The following is an 18,300-nucleotide window of genomic DNA, read 5'->3' on the forward strand; positions in this document are numbered from 1 at the left end:
GCAGTTTTGTAGATTGGTCTGTTGCTGCTGTGGCTACCTGTGATGCTGCATCAGCTACCTGGTCTGAGATTTCTTTGGCTCTTTCAGTTTCCTGTTTTATCAAGGCTATTTCTTTGTTTAACTCGTATATCTGGTTTTTTAAGTTGGTTATTAAGCCCCCCATATTTTCCAAAGCGTTATTAAATGTTTTTTGAAGTTTATTGTATTTTCTATTCTCATCCAGCCTAACCGTTAAATCTCCATTTTCAATACTAACCAGAGCAGCTATAATTTCTTTAAATGTCTTTTCACAGTCTTTTTTATACTCTTTAAACGATTCAGATGTATTGTTTAATTTTTTTAATTCATCTATTATTTCACTGTATATTTCAGAGTTATTTTTTGTTGTAAAATCTTTATTTAATATATTGGCTGCATTTTCAATAAAATTCTTCATACCCTCTACATCATTTTTTAAAATATAATACCCCGCTATATATGATAGAGTTATGGTAGCAATTAATGCCCCAAATAAATATAACATATTATTTTCAAAGATATTTGGGCATAATAGATAAAAAATCAGTGATAGTATAATAGAGGGTATTAATATTAATATAAGCAGTGATTTTTTCTCCATAATATCACCTGAATGTTTTTTTAGATAATTTTTTCTTCATTTCGATACCTAATAACTACTTTTCCATCCTTTAAAAAAAATCTTATCATCCGGCTGGCATTTCCACCAATATCTTCACCTATAATTCGTATATTATATTTTTTTAATTCATTTACAACAGCATCGATATTTTTTTTACCTATATCTATTGCACTAGATTTTCTGAACATTGCTGCACCGCCGCATATTTTTGCAACGAGTTTATCTGTTCTTGCATCCAATATAGCCATCTTTGTTATAAGAGCAGGAATGGCAGTATTTGCATATTTTCCTGGATTTCTAATATTCTCATCTTTAGTTTTAGGTAACATTACATGGGCCATCCCTCCAATCTTTTTACCATTATCGTAAAGCATAACAGCCACGCAAGAACCCAACAAAGTTTCAAGAATTTCTGGACTTTTTGAAACTTCAAAACCACCCATTTTAACTTTTATTACCATACTAACAACCTACACATTGTTTAAGTCCAATATAAGTGCTACTTTTCCGTCTCCTAATATTGTAGCTCCTGCAAGGCCATGAATATTTTTTAAAATACCTGTAAGTGGTTTAACAACAATCTCTTCTCTCCCAATTACATCATCAACTACAACACCTAATTTTCCATTGTTTCGTTCTATAATAACAATATAAACATCTTCGGGTTTATTACAACCATATTCGTTAAGAATATCCTTTAACCAAACTACTGGTAATACATGGTTTCTATAAACTATGGCCTCTTGTCCTTCCAAATTTCTTATATCATCCTTTTTAACATGAGTAACATCTAAAACACTTGTTAATGGTATCGCATATACCTGCTCACCTAATTTAATTAATAATACAAGGATGATAGCCATCGTTAAAGGTAATTGAAGTGTTATTTTTGTGCCTTTATCTCTTTCTGAGTAAAGTGAAACATTACCTCCAAGAGACTCTATTTTGGATTTTACAACATCCATACCCACCCCCCTTCCTGAAACATCTGAAACTTTTTCAGCTGTGCTAAATCCCGGCAAAAATACAAGATTAATAGCTTCCTGGTTGGATAACTTATTGGCTTCCTCTTTTGATAATATACCCTTTTCCACAGCTTTCTTCCGTATAATATCAGGATCTATTCCTTTACCATCATCCTCTATTGTAATAAGCACATGATTTCGTTCTCTAGTAGCAATTAGTTTTAAAACACCTTGTTTAGGTTTTCCTTTCTTTTCTCTCTCTTCAGGTGTTTCGATACCATGATCCAGAGAATTTCTGATTATATGTGTTAATGGTTCTGCGAGCTCATCCAATACCGTTCTATCTAGTTCAATCTCAGAACCTTCTATTATTAATTTAACATCTTTATTTAATGCCTTTGCAGTATCTCTTACGGTTCTAGGGAATCTATTAAATATAAATGATACAGGTATCATTCTCATAGCCATAACTTCTTCTTGAAGTTCAGTGGCAAGCATATTAAGTCTATTTACAGCATTGTGCAACTCTTTAATATTATATTTGTTTGCAATTTGGGTAAAATTTGCTCTGTTTATAACCAGTTCGCCAACTAAATTCATAAGTTTGTCTAATTTTTCAATATTTATTCTAACAGTTTGGGTTAATTTCTTTTCTCCAGATTTTTCAGGAGGTTTCTTTGAAATCTTTGATTTAATAGATATATTGTTTTTATGTAATTCAGATGCTTTTTTCTCATTCGATTGTTTATTCAAGTATTCAGGAACTTCTACCATAACCTCACTTATTTCTGGAATATTGAACACAGCTTCTTTTAAATCATCCTCTTCTTTGTTTGAAATTATATAGATTACAATCTCGCTGCCATCAAATTCACCGTTTCGAAGTTTTTCGTAGGGGGGTTCTGTTCTTATTATTTCTCCCATACTTTCAAGTTCTTTTATTATCATATATGCCCGAACAGATTTTAAAATACACTCTTCATCAAGTCTTACCTTTATTTTATACGCGTCTTTTATTATATCCTCTTTTTCATCACCCCGTTCATCTACAATCTTCTCCCCTATTTTTTCAATTTTAAAATCAATATCCACAGGAGACACTGCAATATATTCCATTTCACAATTGTCGAGAATTTTTGTTATTTCATCCAACTGCTTATCCGATAAAAAAATAATTTCAAGTTCATCATAGTTTTTTTCTTTAATTTCTTCTTCATTAGGTATTGAATTTAAAACATCCCCTATTTTCTTTATATTGGATAAAATCATAAATAATCTAACAGATTTTAAAACACAATCTTTTGAAGTCTTGGATTTTAAATGATATAGCTTATAACCTTTATCCACCATTTCTTTTAGATATTCAGAGTAATTGTTTAATTCAAACTTAGAGTGGTCCAAAACAACCTCGTATTCTTCACCACCATTTGATGAGCTTTGATATTTATCCTTAATAGTTGTTGCATTATCTATTTTTTTATTTAATTCAGGTAAATCAATATTTAAATTATCCATACCTTTATTTTCCTCAAATGATTTTGCAATTTTTTCCATTACATCTAATGAATCTTTTAATACCTCCATAACTGATTTATTAAATACAATGTCTTCAGCCATGATATGATTAATTAAATCATTTAGTTTTGCCAGAGTTTCTTTCAAATCATCATAATTAAGGGTATCGGCAACTATATTGAGAATTTCGATAGATTTACCCATTTGTTCAAGAATTTCATTGAGATTTTTTGGTTTTTTTATCTCGTTATTATTTTCTTTATTTATAACCGCTTTTTTAATTTTCACGGTGGTTTTTGGCTCTTTTAATAATATATTTACAACAGATTTAATATTTTTAACATTATTTTTCTGCTTAACTTCTTCTTTTTTCCCTATTTTTTCATTATGTGAATTGTTGGCACTTTGGTGTGATAATGTATCTAATGGATAGGCACCGTTGATGCCCGATAAATATTTTTCTTTCAATCTTTCTATTTCATTAACTACATCTGTAATATCAACAGAAGTAGATTCAACGCCATCTTCAATTTCGTTAACCATGGTTTCAAGAACATCAAGACACTTAAATAATAAATCCATAATCTCTGAATTTACAAGTATATCCCCATTTCTAATGTAATCCAATATATCTTCCATGTGATGGGTGAGAGTGGATATTCCCTCAAATCCAAGGGTTCTTGCAGAGCCTTTTAATGTATGTGCCGACCTAAATATCAAATTTATAATATCTTTATTATCGGGATTATTTTCAAGTTCAACTAAATTCTGATTCAAAGCTTGGAGGTGTTCTGTAGCCTCAGCCAAGAACAATTCTTTATACTGTTCCATATCATCCATTTTCATCCCCTATTATAGTTTTAACAAACATAATAATGGTTTCAGGTATTTTCGATGGAGGCAATATTACATCGGCAATATTCATTTCGATAACAGCTTTTGGCATACCAAATACAACGCATGTATCTTTATTTTGAGCAATTATTTTTCCACCTTTTTCCTTTATTAATTTAAATCCATATGCTCCATCTCGACCAATACCTGATAAAATTACACCTACTGTATTTTTACCGTATATTCTTGATATATATTCCGCAGTAACATCCACTGATGGTTTTGTCCCATGAACTTTTGGCATCTGGTCATCCAATTCTATACAAATATCCTTCCCTCTTTTTTTAAGTATCATCTGACAATCGCCTGGTGCTACATAGACATAACCAGATTTTACTATTTCTCCATTTTGGGCTTCTTTTACATTTAATGTAGCCTCTGAATTCATTCTATCCGCAAACATTTTTGTAAATCCCTTTGGCATGTGTTGAACTACAAATACCGGTGGCATGTTTTTTGGAAGATTAACTATAATTTCTGAAACTATGGGTGGCCCACCTGTTGATGAGCCTATTATAATAGCTGTATTCTTCAACTTCTCAGTAGGCAATTTAATCTCTGGTTTTATAGGTTTTTCATTAGTTTTTCCAATGTTTTGTTTTTCTATAATTTTTTCATGTTTTTTAGGTGCAACTTTTCTTCTGACATATGTCCTTGAAACTGATTTTACTCTGTTTATTAATTCATCACCCAGTTTTCTAATATCTAATGAAATGGTTCCTGAGGGTTTTTGAATAAAATCAACTGCTCCATATTCTAAAGCTTCAAATGTCTCCTTAGAGCCTTTTTTCGTTAATGCAGACAGCATTAATATTGGTGTAGGTTTTATTTCCATTATTCTTTTAACTGCTTCAAGCCCACCCATCCTAGGCATTTCCACATCCATTGTGATTACATCTGGATTTAATTTTTGGGTGAGCTCGACAGCCTCCAACCCATCTTTTGCTGTTCCTATTACCTCAATATCATTATCGGAATTTAACATGTCAGAAATTACTTTTCTCATAAATGCCGAATCATCTACCACCAATGCTTTTATTTTTTTCATACTCTTCATCCTCATAATTCTTTTGGATTTATAAGGTTGTTAATGTTTAGTAGTATTATCAGCCTATTGCCAATTTTTGCAATACCTTCAATGTAATTATCACTTATATTTTTTCTTATCTCCCCTAAGTCCTCAATTTGCTCATTAGATATCTGGAGAACATCGTTAACAGCATTTACCAATATACCCACAGGAACTCCTTCGATTTCAATTACCATAACTAACATATCTTTATCGTTGTTATCCTCTTCAAACCTATTTGATATATTCAATTTTTTTCTTAAATCAATAATAGGCGTAATTTCACCCCTAATATTTGTGACGCCCACAACATAATCTGGACTATTGGGCAATGCCGTAATATCTTGAAGCTTTAAGACTTCTCTAACTTCATCCACTCTTAATCCATATTCATTTGAAGAGAGTTTAAAAACAACAACCTTTGGTATATCCTCCATATCTCTCACCTTATACTTGTTATTAACATAGGTTATTAACCGTTAAAATTTAAGTAAAGCATCATTAAGAAATTATTTATTAAAATTATAAAATTTAAGAGAACAAATTTAATTAATATTATTAAATCATACAAATTTTATCTATAATATTATGAACGATGACAATGCAATGGTTTGCATGCAATTCCAAAGGGGATATTGAAACCCTTTCTGCTCCAATCTCATCTAAAAACTTCTCATCTTCTTCCCCAATACCTATATGGTCTCCTAACACAAAAACAATATTTTTTTCATATTTGGCAGGGTTAAATAATTCTTCAATAGGTTCCCCATCTTTGTGGAGATAAAAAATCCTCTTTCCCTCTTTTTTTCTTTCCAATACAATATCCCTAAATTCTTTTTTAGCATGGTAAATTCCAGAGGTACTTTCCTTCCAAATACATATATGTTCTTTTTCAAGTGCTTTTTTTATAAATAGAGCAATGCTTCTTTCATCAGGGCTAACTCTTTTTAATTCAGAGCCTACAAATTTTAATGCCACAGGAGGGTTTGGACTTCCATAATGGACTGAATAAAATATAGTGTCCCTTCTTAAATCATGGGAAAGAAAAAATGCACTACTAACACATCTGCATACCAAATCTAACCTACCACAACTTCCCGGGAGATCTTTTAAATTAACATCTCCTGAGGTTATTGCCTTATTTGATTTTAATATAAACTCCCTCAAATTTTCACCATATATGCGTATAAAAAAATAAAAAATATAGTAAAATAAACATGTTAAATAATAATGAATTATTATTCATTAAGTCCTAAAACATCAAATGTATTATATATTCCTTCTTTTTTATTTGAAACAAATTTGGTTGCCAAAATTACACCATTTACAAATGCCTGCCTACTACTTGCTTTATGGGTGAGTTCCAATCGTTCCCCATCCCCTGCAAATATTACAGTATGGTCTCCAACTACATCCCCACCCCTAAGTGCATGGATACATATCTCTTCTTTGGTTCTTTCTCCAACAAGCCCTTCTCTACCGTATATTAATTTAGAGTCCCTATTTAAATTATTCTGGATTATCTCAGCAGCCCTTAGGGCAGTTCCACTTGGAGCGTCCTTTTTAAATCTATGGTGCATTTCGACAATTTCTATATCATAATCTCCAAGTTTTTTTGCCAAAAATTCCAATGTTTTAAAGAATATATTTACACCTATCGCATAGTTTTGAGATATTACTGCTGCAACCTTGTTTTTATTAATGGCTTCTTTCATTTCTTTTTTCTGTTCTTCTGTAAATCCTGTGGTTCCAATTACTAAGTTAATACCATTTGATGAGGCTATTTTAACGGTATTTACACAAGGTGTTGGGGCGGTGAAGTCGATTAAAACATCAGGTTTTGTTTCTTTTAAGACATTGTCTAAATTGTCGGATGTTTCTAAAGGAACACCCATATATCTTGGTCCTATTATGTCTCCAATATCCATTCCTTTTTTTGGATGATTTGGCACATCAATTGCTGCAACTACCTTAAATTCTTCTGGATTTTCACACAGTGTTTTTATTATATTACTTCCCATTCTTCCAAGAGCTCCTGTAATAGCCACCTTTATCATGCAATCACCTTTTCTTTATATATCGTTTCTTATCCATTTATACTTGCTTTTATTTTTTCAAATTTTTCTATATAAGTATCCATTTTATTATTTAAATTATCTGCTATTTCTATGGCTTTATCAATATTTTCATGTTTATAGTTGTTTAAATTATCTTTTATTTCATTAATTCCCAAATTTATTTCTTTTATAAGATTTATAATATCCAATATAGTTATATTTCCACTTTCATATAATCTTAAAGCTTTTTTAGACATATCCTCTATTTTAGTTAATACTTTATCAATTTCAAGGATGATGTTATCTAATTTTAAAGAATACTCATCGTTTTTATCAATAAGGATATTTATTTTTTCAAGTATTTGATTTAATGTATCTTCAATCTTTGAATTATCTATATCGGACATCATCTTAGGTAATTTATCCAATTTCTCATTGATTTCCTTTAAATAGTTAGATTGTTCATCAATATTGGATTTTTCCAGATTATTATCATTATTATTGAGAACGGCATGTTTTATTTTATTCTGTAATCTATCCATTATTTTTTTCAGATTTTCAGATTTTTCATTAAATTCCATCTCTAAATCAGACTCTAAACATTCCTGCTCTATATTGGATTCTAATCTCTCGTCCTGTTCAAGATCATGTGAAGGATTCATGGCATGCCCCCAAATGTGATTATTAAAATGTTTTTATTTAATATATTAATATTTTTTGTGTAGATGATTATGTGTATTGGGGATATATTTTTGATAATATATATTGTTATGAGTTATTTCTTAATAATTTTCACAAATTAAGTTTCATAAGTATATAGGTTTTCCAATAGCACCATGCTTTTAACATTCTTATAAATCTTCCAAAGTTCAATTATATATGATATTGCCTAATAATAATGTGTTATTTTACATTATTTATTAATAGCTTTTCTTTTTAATTTTTTCCCTAATCATTGGAATTTTAATGGCATTACCACAATCTAAACATGTTATTATAATATGAGGTGGATATTTGTTGCTTTTTATTCTAACTCTTGCATTTTTTCCAAAAATTAAAAATGCCCCGCACTTTTTACATATTCTTCTTTTCCATTTTTTTGGGAAGGGCATCCTCATTTTCATCGAAATTTTTTTACTTAATTCAGCATATCGTTTTGCCCTGTCCATTCGATTTTTTTTAGCTTCCTCTTCTGCAAGATTCATTAGTATGTCAATCCTTTCAAGTGCAATGTTTTTTATTTTTTTAATGTTCTTCTGTCTCATAGTTTCACGAAATATTTTTTACATGTGGAAAATAAATATAATATTTTTTTATATACCTCAATAAAATTATATAAAACATATGTAATATATTAATATTGTAAAAATATAATTTGGTGAAACAATGCTTTCAAAATATTTTGTTAGAGATTTAATGAGTAGAGGTATATATGAAGTATCATTAAAAGATAATATATCAAATGTGATAAAAATAATGGGTAAAAATAATATCTCATCAGTAGTAGTTTCTGATGATAACAATATATATTGGGGAATTATAACTGATATAGATATATTGAAGCATTATAATGAAAATCTCGATGAATTAAAAGCAGAGGATATAATGGTATCTAAGTTAATTACAATAAGTCCCACAGCACCTCTTGAAAAAGCAGCTGCTGTTATGGCTGAGAATAATATACATCATTTATATGTTGTTTCTGAGCTTAGGGAGGATAAAATTATAGGGGTTTTAAGTTCAAAAGATATTGTAAAATTAATATCCGAAAAACTGGACTAAATTATTATTTTTATAGAAAAATTTTATATAAAATATGGATTATAACTATTTACATTTTTTTGTTAATCTTAATTTTGAGATGAAACTATGGGCATGGATGTTATTTATGAAATATATAAAAAAATAAAAAATATGGAAATAAGAGGGGCTGGAAGAATAGGAAGGGCTGCGGCAAAAGCTTTAAAGAATTACGCAAAATCTATTGCTGATTTAGAGGATAATAAGTTCAAAAATAAGATGATTGATGCAGGCAATATTTTAAAATCTGCGAGACCAACAGCAGTATCTCTTCCAAATGCCGTAAAATATGTTTTAAATGGATTAAATGATAAAAATCCAAAAGAAGCGGTAATAAATAAGGCGGATGAATTTATCAAATCTTCATTAGAGGCTACAAAAAAAATAGGAGAAATCGGTTCAAATAGAATAAAGGATGGATATACTATATTAACTCATTGCAATTCAGAAGCTGCATTAAATATTATAAAAACAGCATATAGAAACGGAAAAAATATAAAGGTCATCTGCACAGAGACGCGCCCAAGAAATCAAGGATATTTAACGGCAAAAGACCTTGCCGATGAAGGAATAGATACTACATTGATAGTAGATAGTGCAGTTAGATATTTTATAAAAGAAGTGGATTTAGTTGTTGTTGGGGCAGATGCCATTACTTCAAATGGGTGTTTGGTAAATAAGATAGGAACATCCCAAATAGCACTTATTGCACATGAAAGAAGGGTTCCATTTTTAACAGCTGCGGAGACTTACAAGTTTCATCCAAAAACCATAGTTGGGGAATTGATAGATATAGAAGAAAGGAGCCCTAATGAGATACATATATTTGAAGAAGAATATACAGATAAAATAAAATTAAGAAATCCTGCTTTTGATATTACGCCAGCACAGTATATCGATGGGATTATCACGGAAATAGGGATAATTCCCCCACAAGGGGCGTGGTATATTATTGAAAAATACTTTGGAGATTTATTCAATGAATATGAAAAAATGAAAAAAAATGAAAAGTTATAAAAATAATATAAAAAATAAAAAATAATATTGTAATTAATAAAATTAAAAAATATTAAAAAAGTATGTTAATGGGTAGGTTGATGAATTAATGAAATTAAATAAAAAAAATAAAAATACTTGGTGAAATCGTGAGCAAAGTTAAAGATTTAAATCTCGCCCCTAATGGAGAATTAAAAATAGAATGGGCAAAAAAACACATGCCTGTTTTAAAATTAATAAGAGAAGAATTTATAAAGGAAAAACCATTTGAAGGACTTACCATTGGTATGGCACTTCATCTGGAGGCTAAAACTGCGGTATTGGCGGAAACCTTAATGAACGGTGGAGCAGAAATTGCCATTACTGGATGTAATCCATTATCCACTCAGGATGACGTTGCCGCCGCCTGTGCAAAAAAAGGTATGAATGTTTATGCATGGAGGGGAGAAACAAACGAAGAATATTATGAAAATTTAAACAAAGTTTTAGACCATAATCCTGATATAATTATAGATGATGGTGCAGATTTGATATTCCTATTGCACTCCCAAAGAACAGAGCTCCTAAATAATATCATGGGTGGATGCGAAGAAACTACAACAGGGGTTATAAGATTAAAGGCAATGGCTGAGGAAGGAGCTCTAAAATTCCCTGTGGTTAATGTAAATGATGCATATACAAAACACCTATTTGATAACAGATATGGAACTGGACAAAGTGCAATAGATGGTATCATAAGAACTACAAACCTTTTAATTGCTGGAAAAAATGTTGTAGTTGCAGGATACGGTTGGTGCGGTAGAGGAGTAGCAATGAGGGCATCAGGAATGGGCGCAAATGTTATAATTACAGAGGTAGATTCCATTAGAGCATTGGAAGCTAAGATGGATGGATTCAGGGTTATGAAAATGGATGACGCTGCAAGGATAGGAGATATATTTATAACCACAACAGGATGTAAAGATATAATAAGAGCTGAACATATGTTGGTAATGAAAGAGGGAGCAGTTCTTGCAAATGCAGGCCATTTTGACAATGAAATAAATAAAAATGATTTGATAAACCTTTCGAAATCAGTTAGGACTGTTAGGATGAATATTGAAGAATACGATTTAGGAAATAAAAAATTATATCTCCTTGGAGAGGGAAGGCTCGTAAATTTAGCATGTGGAGACGGTCATCCATGTGAGGTAATGGATATGAGCTTTGCAAATCAGGCACTTAGTGCAAAATTCGTAAAAGAAAATCATGAAAAACTTGAAAATAAAGTATATGAAATTCCTTATGAACAGGATTTAAGAATAGCTTCATTAAAATTGAAGTCCATGGGTGTTGAAATAGATGAGCTCACCCCTGAGCAAAGAAAGTATTTAAGTGATTGGAGAGAAGGAACATAATTATTTTATTTATTTTTTTAATCAATTAATTTTAAAATAAAATAAAAAAATATAATGAAAAGAAGATAAAATGATTTTAATTTATTTTTATTTAATTATCTTAATTATAGTTCTTTTTTGACTTATTCTTTTTTAATCAATTTAACAACTTCCACAATTTTTTTACCTAAATTTCTCGCCGTATTTATGCCTACCTCGTCATTTTCGCAGGCATCAACAGCACCACCCACTCCTGTTCCACCATAGTGTGCAGTGGGCTCCTTATCTCCAACAACAATCATAGAGTGTATAAGCATAAAATCGTGAATTTGCTTTATAGTAGTTTCTTGACCTCCGTTTCTCGAAGCTCCCACAGATATTGCCCCACCAACCTTATTTTTTAATTTGAATCCAACTCTACAAGGTCTTGACCTATCAAACAGCATTTTTATCTGAGAACTTACGCCTCCAAAATAAACTGGCGAACCAATTATAATACCATCTGCTTTTTCCATTTTCTCCAAAATTTCATTTATGTCATCCATTATTACACATTCACCTTCTTCTTTACATACATCACAGGCAATACATGGATTTAATTCTTTATCAGCCAATGTTATGAATTCTGTTTCTGCACCTTCTTCATGGGCAGATTTCAATGCCTCTTTTACCAAAAACGAAGTATTTCCATTTTTTCTTGGAGAACCTGATATCCCTATAATTTTCATTTTTACATCACCTTTTTTATTTTTAAAATTTATTATTTTTTATATAAACCTTTATCCATATATAGATTCTATCCTTACTTCAACTATCAATGGATTTAGCAAGTCTGTATTTACAACATTTACACATACACCATACCCTAAAACTTCGAGCTGAACTCTTGCAACAATATATTCTATCTCTTCACATATGGTTGGATTTTCTCTTTGAGAATATGTCTCTATTTTTTTTATCTGAGCTACAACTCCTTCTGTGCCTGAAATAATGTCCTCTTTTACCATTCCAGTTATAAATACAAAATCTCCTACATTTAAGGATGTTATTGTAAGTATATTGGAAAAATTTTTTAAATCAAAAGTTTTTACATGGTTTTTTACCAGCCCAGAAATATTATTTGGGGATATTCCCGTTAATGCACAAATTTTCATAATATCACTTTTTAAATCTATTATAAATACATTGGATTTTCAACTTTCTGTTTTGACATAAGTTTAAGATGTTCTTCTGCTAATTTTCTAAGTTTTTCTTTTATCTTTTCATCTTCTTTTATCAATTCCTCTGTATTTACATTTAAATCATATAATTTGTTTAGAACTTCAATAATATTGGATGCAGCCATAGGGTCAGGTCTCAATCCAGGGGTTTCTGCCATCAAACATAGCGAGGAAATATTTTTATCTGAACTTTTTATTGATATTGCTCCAGACATACCGCCCACCATACCATACTCTAAAATTGGAATATTCTGTTTAACCATAAATTCTAAAAGCTCATTTGATGTTGAAACAGCATAGATATTTTTTGGATTTAATGAGGTAATGCCATCCAGATTGATAACAATCTTTGGATTAATTTTTGAAATATATTCTATTAATTTATCAGTTAACTCATATACAACATTTGGGGGAATTAAAACATCGGAAGATATTACAACCAAATTCTCGTTCCCATATGCTCTTATTGGAGGATATATTATCCCCTTTTCCACCGACATAACAGGGGGAATATTTGGAGAATCGAAATAACCTATGAAATCTAAATTGAGTTCTTTAACAATTTGATGAGTTGCTATATTACCTATAAGTCCAATGCTTGGAAAACCTGTAATTACTATTGGTTCTTTAAAATCTGGCTCTTTTTTAATGACATAATCCATAAAATCCCCTCAAATTTTGATAATGTTAAAATTACAATTCGAATTCTTCGTATTTTTTTGAAGTAGTATCCAATATACCTATTGTGGCTATCCCACTTAAATACCCACAACATTCTCCTGGGTTTATAACTAAAACATTGTCGATTTCTTCAAATACCCTATTGTGAGTATGACCATAAATTACAACATCATATTTTTTTGATTTTATTATGGCTTCAAGTATCTCATTATTTGTTCCATGGAGAACAAAAAATTTTAATGAATCAGCTTCAAAACTTAAATAATCATCTATCTCATTCTCTTTATTTAACTCCTTTAACCATTCCTTTAATTTTGTTCTTTCACCATCATTATTTCCATAAGTTGCCACAATCCTAGCATTTAATCTTTCAAATTCTTTTATAACAAAAAGAGAAACAAAATCACCGCAATGAATAACCATATCAACATTTTTATTGTTAAAAATATCCACCGCCTTTTTTATATTTGGCAGATAATCATGGGTATCTGACATTATGCCTATTTTCATAGAATCACCTTTATTTATTTCTATTTATTTTTTATTTTTTAAAGATTTAATAACTTCAATCATGCCGTTGATTGTATATTTTTTTGGAATATATCCTTTAAATCCATATTTCTCAACAACATGGTTTGTAATGGGACCTATTGAAACAATATACTGATTTTTTAATAGAGTTAATAACTCGGCGTCCGAATTTTTAAAAAAATTCTTTGCAGTTAAACCACTTGTGAAGGTTAGTATTATTTTTTTATTATTATTTTCTTCTTTAATTATGATATTTTTCAATTCTTTGAGTTTATTTTTTATATTAATTGGTTCTTTCGAGTGATAGACAAACATTAAATCTGCATTTAGGTTTTTATATAAAATATCTCTTGTCGATGGTGTTGTGGGTATTAACACCTTTTCATCTTCTTTCACATGCTCTTTTAAAGCTTCTAAAAGATTGTCTGCGGTATATATCTTGGGGATTACATCCACATCTCTTTTAAATATCCTTTTAAATTCTTTTGCAGTTTCTATCCCGATTACCCCTATTTTTTTGTCCTTTATTTTTTTAATTCCTGATTCGTCCAGATTTTTAAACAATCCTAAAACCCCCCTGGGACTTGTAAATATCAGCCAATCATAGTTATCTAAATCTACATTTACATCTTTAAATATCAATTCTAAGGTTGGTATTAATATAGGTTCGAAATCGCCTTCTTTTTTTAATACATTGGCAAATTTAATCCCTTGTTCCATAGGTCTTGTAATTATAACTTTCATAATTTCCCTTTTTTATATAGCTTTTATATAGTTTTCATATTGACTTCCCTCAAATAGGAATTTAGTCTTTCTAATTCATCTTCAAGTTCTTTAATTTTTTCAAAATCATTTTTAGCTTCTTCATCATTTTTAGCATTCAATTCTAACTCTTTGCTACTTTTAATGTTATATTTATTATACAGTTCCCTTAATTCTCTTTCTATTTCACCAATTTCTTCCTTAAACACTTTTTTCATGGAGTTTGCTATCACTTTGTCATTAACTTGTATTATTTTATCCATTTTCATATACCCCATTAAAATTTTTTAGTTTTATTTTTTATATATACTCTTATTTAACAATATATTATATTGGTAAGCACTTTTTCTTGGATTTTCATTTTCGTATATTGCCCTTCCAACAATAACGTAATCTTTTTTATCCAATATACTTAAAATTTCATCCAAATCCCCTCCTTGGGCACCAATGCCGGGAGAGATTATAGGAATATCCCCAACAATATTTTTTATTTCATTTAATCTCTCGGGTCTTGTTGAGGGGGCTACAACACCACTTACATTTAACTCTTTGGCAACTTCTGCGAGCTCATCTGCAATAGGTTGTATAAATTCCACCGCACCTGGATGGGACATTTCGGTAACCATTATTACCTTTTTTTTACTGTCGGTTTCCATTTCATACTGTTTTGCTATCTTTTGGATGGCTTTTACACTATCTTTTCCAACAAATCCATGACAAATAATTCCATCCGCATATTTTAATGTTAAATTTGCAATTTTTTCATTTGTAGGTGGAATATCTGCCACTTTAAAATCACATATAACTTCTTTTTTTGTTTTATCTTTTATCTCTCTAACAATATCCAATCCAACAGCTAAAACTAATGGGTATCCTATTTTAATGGCATCAACATAATCCGAAGTTTCATCAGCTATCTTCAAAGCTTCTTTTTTATCCACTACATCAAGAGCAAGCATTAATTTTACCATCATATCACCATAAAGATATAATATATGTTAATTCAATAAACATTTGATAAATATTTATATTTAATAGTTATTTTTCAATTTTATAGTATATTTATCATTGTATTTATTATTGTACAAAATACATAAAAAAATAATTTTAAATACTGTTTTTGACTGGGAACCATAATTCAAAAACTATATATATGTTCATTTAACGAAATATTATAAATATTTTTAATTATGTTTTAATTTAAAAAATACATGTTAATAATTATGTTGTATTCTCATCTTTAAAATCAACCATGGCATTTTTGGACAGACCTGCTCCTTTAAATAACGCCCATAAATAATTCAAATACTATTTAATAAGGGATGTATTAGTATCTGTTAATCTTGGTGGAAAAAATGGACATTTATATGAAATTTATTTCTTCCTTAATCATAGTATTGGTATTGGCATATGCCATAAAGAAAAAGGGATTTTTAGATAATTGTGGAATATTGTGTTCCTCTGCAATGGCTTTTATAATACTCATGGGAACGAACCTAAATTGGTTAATTATAATGGTGTGTTTTTTAGTTTTTGGAAGCTTAGTGAGTAAAGTGGGTTATTCTAAAAAAAATTGCATGGGCATGGGCGAATGCAAAAGAACAATAAAAAATGTGCTTGCAAACGGAGCTCTGGCAGTTTTGATTGTATTATTATATATATTTGGAATTATCGATTATAATATTGCATTATTTGGGTATATTGGCTCAATCTCAGCAGCTACATCTGATACATTCTCATCAGAATTGGGGGTCCTCTCAAACGAAACACCAAGATTAATAACCACATTGGAAAAGGTTGAAAAAGGGACGGATGGTGGGGTATCGATATATGGAACATTTGCAGGAATTGTTGGGGCGTTTTTAATCGGGCTTATATCAAGTATATTATTTAATAACTACAATTTAATATGGATAGGAACCATATCGGGAATAGTTGGAAATTTATCCGATAGTCTTTTCGGAGCTCTGCTTGAAAGAAGGGGAATATTCAACAACGAACATGTTAATTTCACATGCACCCTTATGGGCAGTTTATGTGCAATAATGTTATATTTAACTGTAATTCACTAAAATAAAGAAGTAAAAAGTGATGATGAGATGAGGGCAGTAGTTATTTTAGTAAATCCAAAATACAGTGGAAATGTTGGAGCAATTGCAAGAAATATGATGAATTTTGGAGTAAATGAATTAAGGATTGTTGGAGATAGGAGTATATTAAATGATGAAGCATACATAAGGGCAGTTCATGCAAAAGAAGTTCTGAACAATGCAAAATTTTATAGCAATTTAGAAGATGCTATAAGGGATATTGACTTTGTAGTTGGGACTTCTGGTGCAATTTCTGGCGATAGAAATATAAAAAGGGTCCCCATCACACCGCGGGAGCTCGCGGAGAAACATAAAACACTAAATGGAACAATGGGTATTGTCTTTGGAAGAGAAGATGATGGATTAAGCAATAAAGAACTTGAATTGTGTGATTTGTTTGTATCCACACCTACATCAAAAGAATATCCAATAATGAATCTATCTCATGCAGTTTCGGTTATACTTTATGAATTGTATGTTTCATCTCTGGAAACCCCCTACAATGTAAATATGAGAGAGGCGTCTAAGCTTGAAAAGGATGTTTTATTAAATATTTTCAATGAATTTGTGGATAAAAATAAATATATTCCAGAATATAGAAAAGAATTATGCAAAACAATATTTAAAAGAATAATAAGCAGAGCATTTATCAGCGGAAAGGAAGCAAATACATTAATGTGCGTTTTTAAAGGAAAATAATTAATTTTAATTTATTTGTAGCTATGAATTATTACTTCACATATTTTTAGATTCAGATTTTCTTTTCATGACTTTTGAAAAGGCAATTGTCCCCACAGGTCCTGCTACAAGTATAAAAAGTGCCACAGTTTCCCCAAAGGATATGCCAAAACCTGTTGAAAGAACTACTAAAAAAGTAGCTACTATAATAGCCATTAATCCTTCCCCTATTAACACATTTGATGTGTTTTTATGGAAGCACAATTTTAATGACGACAATGCCCCTACCAATAGGGAAAACATTGTGAAATATAACACATATTCATTCATAGAATCCCTCATTTTCGCAATATTATATTTTCCAATTATAACATTTAATTAATTGAACCTAAATATTTAACTGCCCATATTATAAAAATTATGGAACCTAACAACATGGCAAACCAAACCCATATATTTATTATATAATATATTTTATATAATTTTTCCACATTTTTCTGGTTATTCATCATTTTTTTAAACGGGTCAATACCACGATATTTTTTCTTCCGTATTCTGTTCATCGTATCACTTAACATGAGCTCATTCTAAATAAATATGTTGTGGTTGTAGGTAGTTCCCTTCTTAAAATTCGGAGCTCTGGTTTATATATATAAATTATTTTTTCTTCGTTAAAGAGGTTTATTTCTTTGCCCAATATCTTGGAAACTACCTTTACCTCTTCATGCCCTTCTATTTTTACAGTTCCACATTCCAGAGAAGCATCAATTTCCAAAACTATCGGTATTTTTAAATTCTCATCAACATTTAATTCTTTTAATAAATCAAGTTCTCTTTTTTTTATTCTATGTCGTTTTCCATTTATAATTACATGGGGCTTTTCTTCTTTTAGCAGTTCTTTTAATGTTTTTCTCTTAAAATTTGTGTTTAAACCATGTAAAAACTTATAAATAGTTTTATCATCCATATTATCACATTAATTATATAATTTCCCCATAGTAAATATATAGTTGTGGGTTTATAAAA

At 30.0% G+C, this 18,300-nt stretch carries 22 protein-coding genes and 1 pseudogene; 5 read left to right on the plus strand and 18 right to left on the minus strand.

Features of this window, described 5'->3' with window-relative positions; genetic code table 11:
• The 9 genes and pseudogenes from F7B34_RS07540 to F7B34_RS07580 all read right to left on the minus strand — a co-directional run.
• Window positions 1-619: pseudogene (locus F7B34_RS07540) on the minus strand (methyl-accepting chemotaxis protein); the annotation flags it as partial.
• Window positions 620-639: 20 nt separating this feature from the next.
• Entirely contained in the window at window positions 640-1,101 is a 462-nt protein-coding gene (locus tag F7B34_RS07545) for a chemotaxis protein CheD (protein ID WP_292461220.1), read from the minus strand.
• Between the two features lie 9 nt (window positions 1,102-1,110).
• Window positions 1,111-3,960 carry a chemotaxis protein CheW gene (locus tag F7B34_RS07550; RefSeq protein WP_292461221.1) on the minus strand — a complete coding sequence of 950 codons (2,850 nt, stop codon included), beginning with the start codon at window positions 3,958-3,960 and terminating at the stop codon, window positions 1,111-1,113.
• Window positions 3,953-5,062 (minus strand): chemotaxis response regulator protein-glutamate methylesterase, encoded by a 1,110-nt coding sequence (locus F7B34_RS07555; RefSeq protein WP_292461222.1) that lies wholly within the window; start codon window positions 5,060-5,062, stop codon window positions 3,953-3,955. Before F7B34_RS07555 ends, F7B34_RS07550 begins: the two co-directional genes overlap by 8 nt.
• 11 nt (window positions 5,063-5,073) lie before the next feature.
• Window positions 5,074-5,520, minus strand: a complete 447-nt coding sequence (locus F7B34_RS07560) for a chemotaxis protein CheW (protein WP_292461223.1) — start codon at window positions 5,518-5,520, stop codon at window positions 5,074-5,076.
• 121 nt (window positions 5,521-5,641) lie between these two features.
• Window positions 5,642-6,250 carry a tRNA (pseudouridine(54)-N(1))-methyltransferase TrmY gene (gene trmY / locus F7B34_RS07565; RefSeq protein ID WP_292461224.1) on the minus strand — a complete coding sequence of 203 codons (609 nt, stop codon included), beginning with the start codon at window positions 6,248-6,250 and terminating at the stop codon, window positions 5,642-5,644.
• A gap of 71 nt (window positions 6,251-6,321) precedes the next feature.
• Window positions 6,322-7,140 carry a 4-hydroxy-tetrahydrodipicolinate reductase gene (gene dapB, locus F7B34_RS07570; protein ID WP_292461225.1) on the minus strand — a complete coding sequence of 273 codons (819 nt, stop codon included), beginning with the start codon at window positions 7,138-7,140 and terminating at the stop codon, window positions 6,322-6,324.
• A gap of 29 nt (window positions 7,141-7,169) precedes the next feature.
• Window positions 7,170-7,802 (minus strand): hypothetical protein, encoded by a 633-nt coding sequence (locus F7B34_RS07575; protein WP_292461226.1) that lies wholly within the window; start codon window positions 7,800-7,802, stop codon window positions 7,170-7,172.
• Between the two features lie 258 nt (window positions 7,803-8,060).
• Window positions 8,061-8,405, minus strand: a complete 345-nt coding sequence (locus F7B34_RS07580) for a ribonuclease P protein component 4 (RefSeq protein WP_292461227.1) — start codon at window positions 8,403-8,405, stop codon at window positions 8,061-8,063.
• Between the two features lie 121 nt (window positions 8,406-8,526).
• Between F7B34_RS07580 and F7B34_RS07585 the strand changes: the two genes are divergently transcribed.
• From F7B34_RS07585 to F7B34_RS07595, 3 genes are all read left to right on the plus strand, one after another.
• Window positions 8,527-8,922: a cyclic nucleotide-binding/CBS domain-containing protein gene (locus tag F7B34_RS07585; protein WP_292461228.1), complete on the plus strand. Its 396-nt coding sequence runs from the start codon at window positions 8,527-8,529 to the stop codon at window positions 8,920-8,922.
• Window positions 8,923-9,015: 93 nt separating this feature from the next.
• A complete protein-coding gene (locus F7B34_RS07590; RefSeq protein WP_292461242.1) occupies window positions 9,016-9,957 on the plus strand; it encodes a ribose 1,5-bisphosphate isomerase in 942 nt (313 codons plus the stop codon).
• A 128-nt stretch (window positions 9,958-10,085) separates the two neighbouring features.
• Window positions 10,086-11,333, plus strand: a complete 1,248-nt coding sequence (locus F7B34_RS07595; RefSeq protein WP_292461229.1) for an adenosylhomocysteinase — start codon at window positions 10,086-10,088, stop codon at window positions 11,331-11,333.
• Between the two features lie 122 nt (window positions 11,334-11,455).
• On the opposite strand, the gene F7B34_RS07600 is transcribed toward F7B34_RS07595, so the two are convergent.
• From F7B34_RS07600 to pyrF, 7 genes are all read right to left on the minus strand, one after another.
• On the minus strand, window positions 11,456-12,040 hold the full coding sequence (locus tag F7B34_RS07600) for a flavodoxin family protein (RefSeq protein WP_292461230.1): 585 nt from the start codon (window positions 12,038-12,040) through the stop codon (window positions 11,456-11,458).
• Window positions 12,041-12,091: 51 nt separating this feature from the next.
• On the minus strand, window positions 12,092-12,466 hold the full coding sequence (locus F7B34_RS07605) for a DUF473 domain-containing protein (protein ID WP_292461231.1): 375 nt from the start codon (window positions 12,464-12,466) through the stop codon (window positions 12,092-12,094).
• Window positions 12,467-12,486: 20 nt separating this feature from the next.
• Window positions 12,487-13,194 carry a proteasome assembly chaperone family protein gene (locus F7B34_RS07610; protein WP_292461232.1) on the minus strand — a complete coding sequence of 236 codons (708 nt, stop codon included), beginning with the start codon at window positions 13,192-13,194 and terminating at the stop codon, window positions 12,487-12,489.
• 31 nt (window positions 13,195-13,225) lie between these two features.
• Entirely contained in the window at window positions 13,226-13,723 is a 498-nt protein-coding gene (locus tag F7B34_RS07615) for an MJ0936 family phosphodiesterase (protein WP_292461233.1), read from the minus strand.
• A gap of 24 nt (window positions 13,724-13,747) precedes the next feature.
• Entirely contained in the window at window positions 13,748-14,488 is a 741-nt protein-coding gene (locus tag F7B34_RS07620; protein ID WP_292461234.1) for a uroporphyrinogen-III synthase, read from the minus strand.
• Window positions 14,489-14,511: 23 nt separating this feature from the next.
• Window positions 14,512-14,724 (minus strand): hypothetical protein, encoded by a 213-nt coding sequence (locus F7B34_RS07625; protein WP_292461235.1) that lies wholly within the window; start codon window positions 14,722-14,724, stop codon window positions 14,512-14,514.
• 75 nt (window positions 14,725-14,799) lie between these two features.
• Window positions 14,800-15,477 carry an orotidine-5'-phosphate decarboxylase gene (gene pyrF, locus F7B34_RS07630; RefSeq protein ID WP_292461236.1) on the minus strand — a complete coding sequence of 226 codons (678 nt, stop codon included), beginning with the start codon at window positions 15,475-15,477 and terminating at the stop codon, window positions 14,800-14,802.
• Between the two features lie 384 nt (window positions 15,478-15,861).
• Here pyrF and F7B34_RS07635 point away from each other — a divergent pair, with 384 nt between their 5' ends.
• Together F7B34_RS07635 and F7B34_RS07640 are read left to right on the plus strand one after the other, a co-directional pair.
• Window positions 15,862-16,578, plus strand: coding sequence for a TIGR00297 family protein (locus tag F7B34_RS07635; RefSeq protein WP_292461237.1), 717 nt, complete (start codon window positions 15,862-15,864; stop codon window positions 16,576-16,578).
• A gap of 27 nt (window positions 16,579-16,605) precedes the next feature.
• Window positions 16,606-17,295, plus strand: coding sequence for an RNA methyltransferase (locus tag F7B34_RS07640; RefSeq protein ID WP_292461238.1), 690 nt, complete (start codon window positions 16,606-16,608; stop codon window positions 17,293-17,295).
• Window positions 17,296-17,331: 36 nt separating this feature from the next.
• Here F7B34_RS07640 and F7B34_RS07645 read toward each other — a convergent pair whose 3' ends face one another.
• Both F7B34_RS07645 and F7B34_RS07655 read right to left on the minus strand, forming a co-directional pair.
• The gene (locus tag F7B34_RS07645; RefSeq protein WP_292461239.1) at window positions 17,332-17,604 is read right to left on the minus strand and encodes a hypothetical protein; all 273 of its coding nucleotides are present in this window, start codon (window positions 17,602-17,604) and stop codon (window positions 17,332-17,334) included.
• Between the two features lie 241 nt (window positions 17,605-17,845).
• On the minus strand, window positions 17,846-18,241 hold the full coding sequence (locus F7B34_RS07655; RefSeq protein ID WP_292461241.1) for a DUF61 family protein: 396 nt from the start codon (window positions 18,239-18,241) through the stop codon (window positions 17,846-17,848).
• Window positions 18,242-18,300 lie beyond the last annotated feature (59 nt).

Origin of the sequence: Methanothermococcus sp. (genome assembly GCF_015523155.1) — an archaeon.
Classification (GTDB): Archaea; AGJL01; Methanococci; order Methanococcales; family Methanococcaceae; genus Methanofervidicoccus.

Coding starts and splice junctions, on each gene's coding strand:
- F7B34_RS07545 (WP_292461220.1), bottom strand. CDS start 1,101: ATGGTAATAAAAGTTAAAATGGGTGGTTTTGAAGTTTCAAAAAGTCCA.
- F7B34_RS07550 (WP_292461221.1), bottom strand. CDS start 3,960: ATGGATGATATGGAACAGTATAAAGAATTGTTCTTGGCTGAGGCTACA.
- F7B34_RS07555 (WP_292461222.1), bottom strand. CDS start 5,062: ATGAAAAAAATAAAAGCATTGGTGGTAGATGATTCGGCATTTATGAGA.
- F7B34_RS07560 (WP_292461223.1), bottom strand. CDS start 5,520: ATGGAGGATATACCAAAGGTTGTTGTTTTTAAACTCTCTTCAAATGAA.
- dapB (WP_292461225.1), bottom strand. CDS start 7,140: ATGATAAAGGTGGCTATTACAGGAGCTCTTGGAAGAATGGGAAGTAAT.
- F7B34_RS07575 (WP_292461226.1), bottom strand. CDS start 7,802: ATGAATCCTTCACATGATCTTGAACAGGACGAGAGATTAGAATCCAAT.
- F7B34_RS07580 (WP_292461227.1), bottom strand. CDS start 8,405: ATGAGACAGAAGAACATTAAAAAAATAAAAAACATTGCACTTGAAAGG.
- F7B34_RS07585 (WP_292461228.1), top strand. CDS start 8,527: ATGCTTTCAAAATATTTTGTTAGAGATTTAATGAGTAGAGGTATATAT.
- F7B34_RS07590 (WP_292461242.1), top strand. CDS start 9,016: ATGGATGTTATTTATGAAATATATAAAAAAATAAAAAATATGGAAATA.
- F7B34_RS07600 (WP_292461230.1), bottom strand. CDS start 12,040: ATGAAAATTATAGGGATATCAGGTTCTCCAAGAAAAAATGGAAATACT.
- F7B34_RS07605 (WP_292461231.1), bottom strand. CDS start 12,466: ATGAAAATTTGTGCATTAACGGGAATATCCCCAAATAATATTTCTGGG.
- F7B34_RS07610 (WP_292461232.1), bottom strand. CDS start 13,194: ATGGATTATGTCATTAAAAAAGAGCCAGATTTTAAAGAACCAATAGTA.
- F7B34_RS07615 (WP_292461233.1), bottom strand. CDS start 13,723: ATGAAAATAGGCATAATGTCAGATACCCATGATTATCTGCCAAATATA.
- F7B34_RS07620 (WP_292461234.1), bottom strand. CDS start 14,488: ATGAAAGTTATAATTACAAGACCTATGGAACAAGGGATTAAATTTGCC.
- F7B34_RS07625 (WP_292461235.1), bottom strand. CDS start 14,724: ATGAAAAAAGTGTTTAAGGAAGAAATTGGTGAAATAGAAAGAGAATTA.
- pyrF (WP_292461236.1), bottom strand. CDS start 15,477: ATGGTAAAATTAATGCTTGCTCTTGATGTAGTGGATAAAAAAGAAGCT.
- F7B34_RS07635 (WP_292461237.1), top strand. CDS start 15,862: ATGGACATTTATATGAAATTTATTTCTTCCTTAATCATAGTATTGGTA.
- F7B34_RS07640 (WP_292461238.1), top strand. CDS start 16,606: ATGAGGGCAGTAGTTATTTTAGTAAATCCAAAATACAGTGGAAATGTT.
- F7B34_RS07645 (WP_292461239.1), bottom strand. CDS start 17,604: ATGAATGAATATGTGTTATATTTCACAATGTTTTCCCTATTGGTAGGG.
- F7B34_RS07655 (WP_292461241.1), bottom strand. CDS start 18,241: ATGGATGATAAAACTATTTATAAGTTTTTACATGGTTTAAACACAAAT.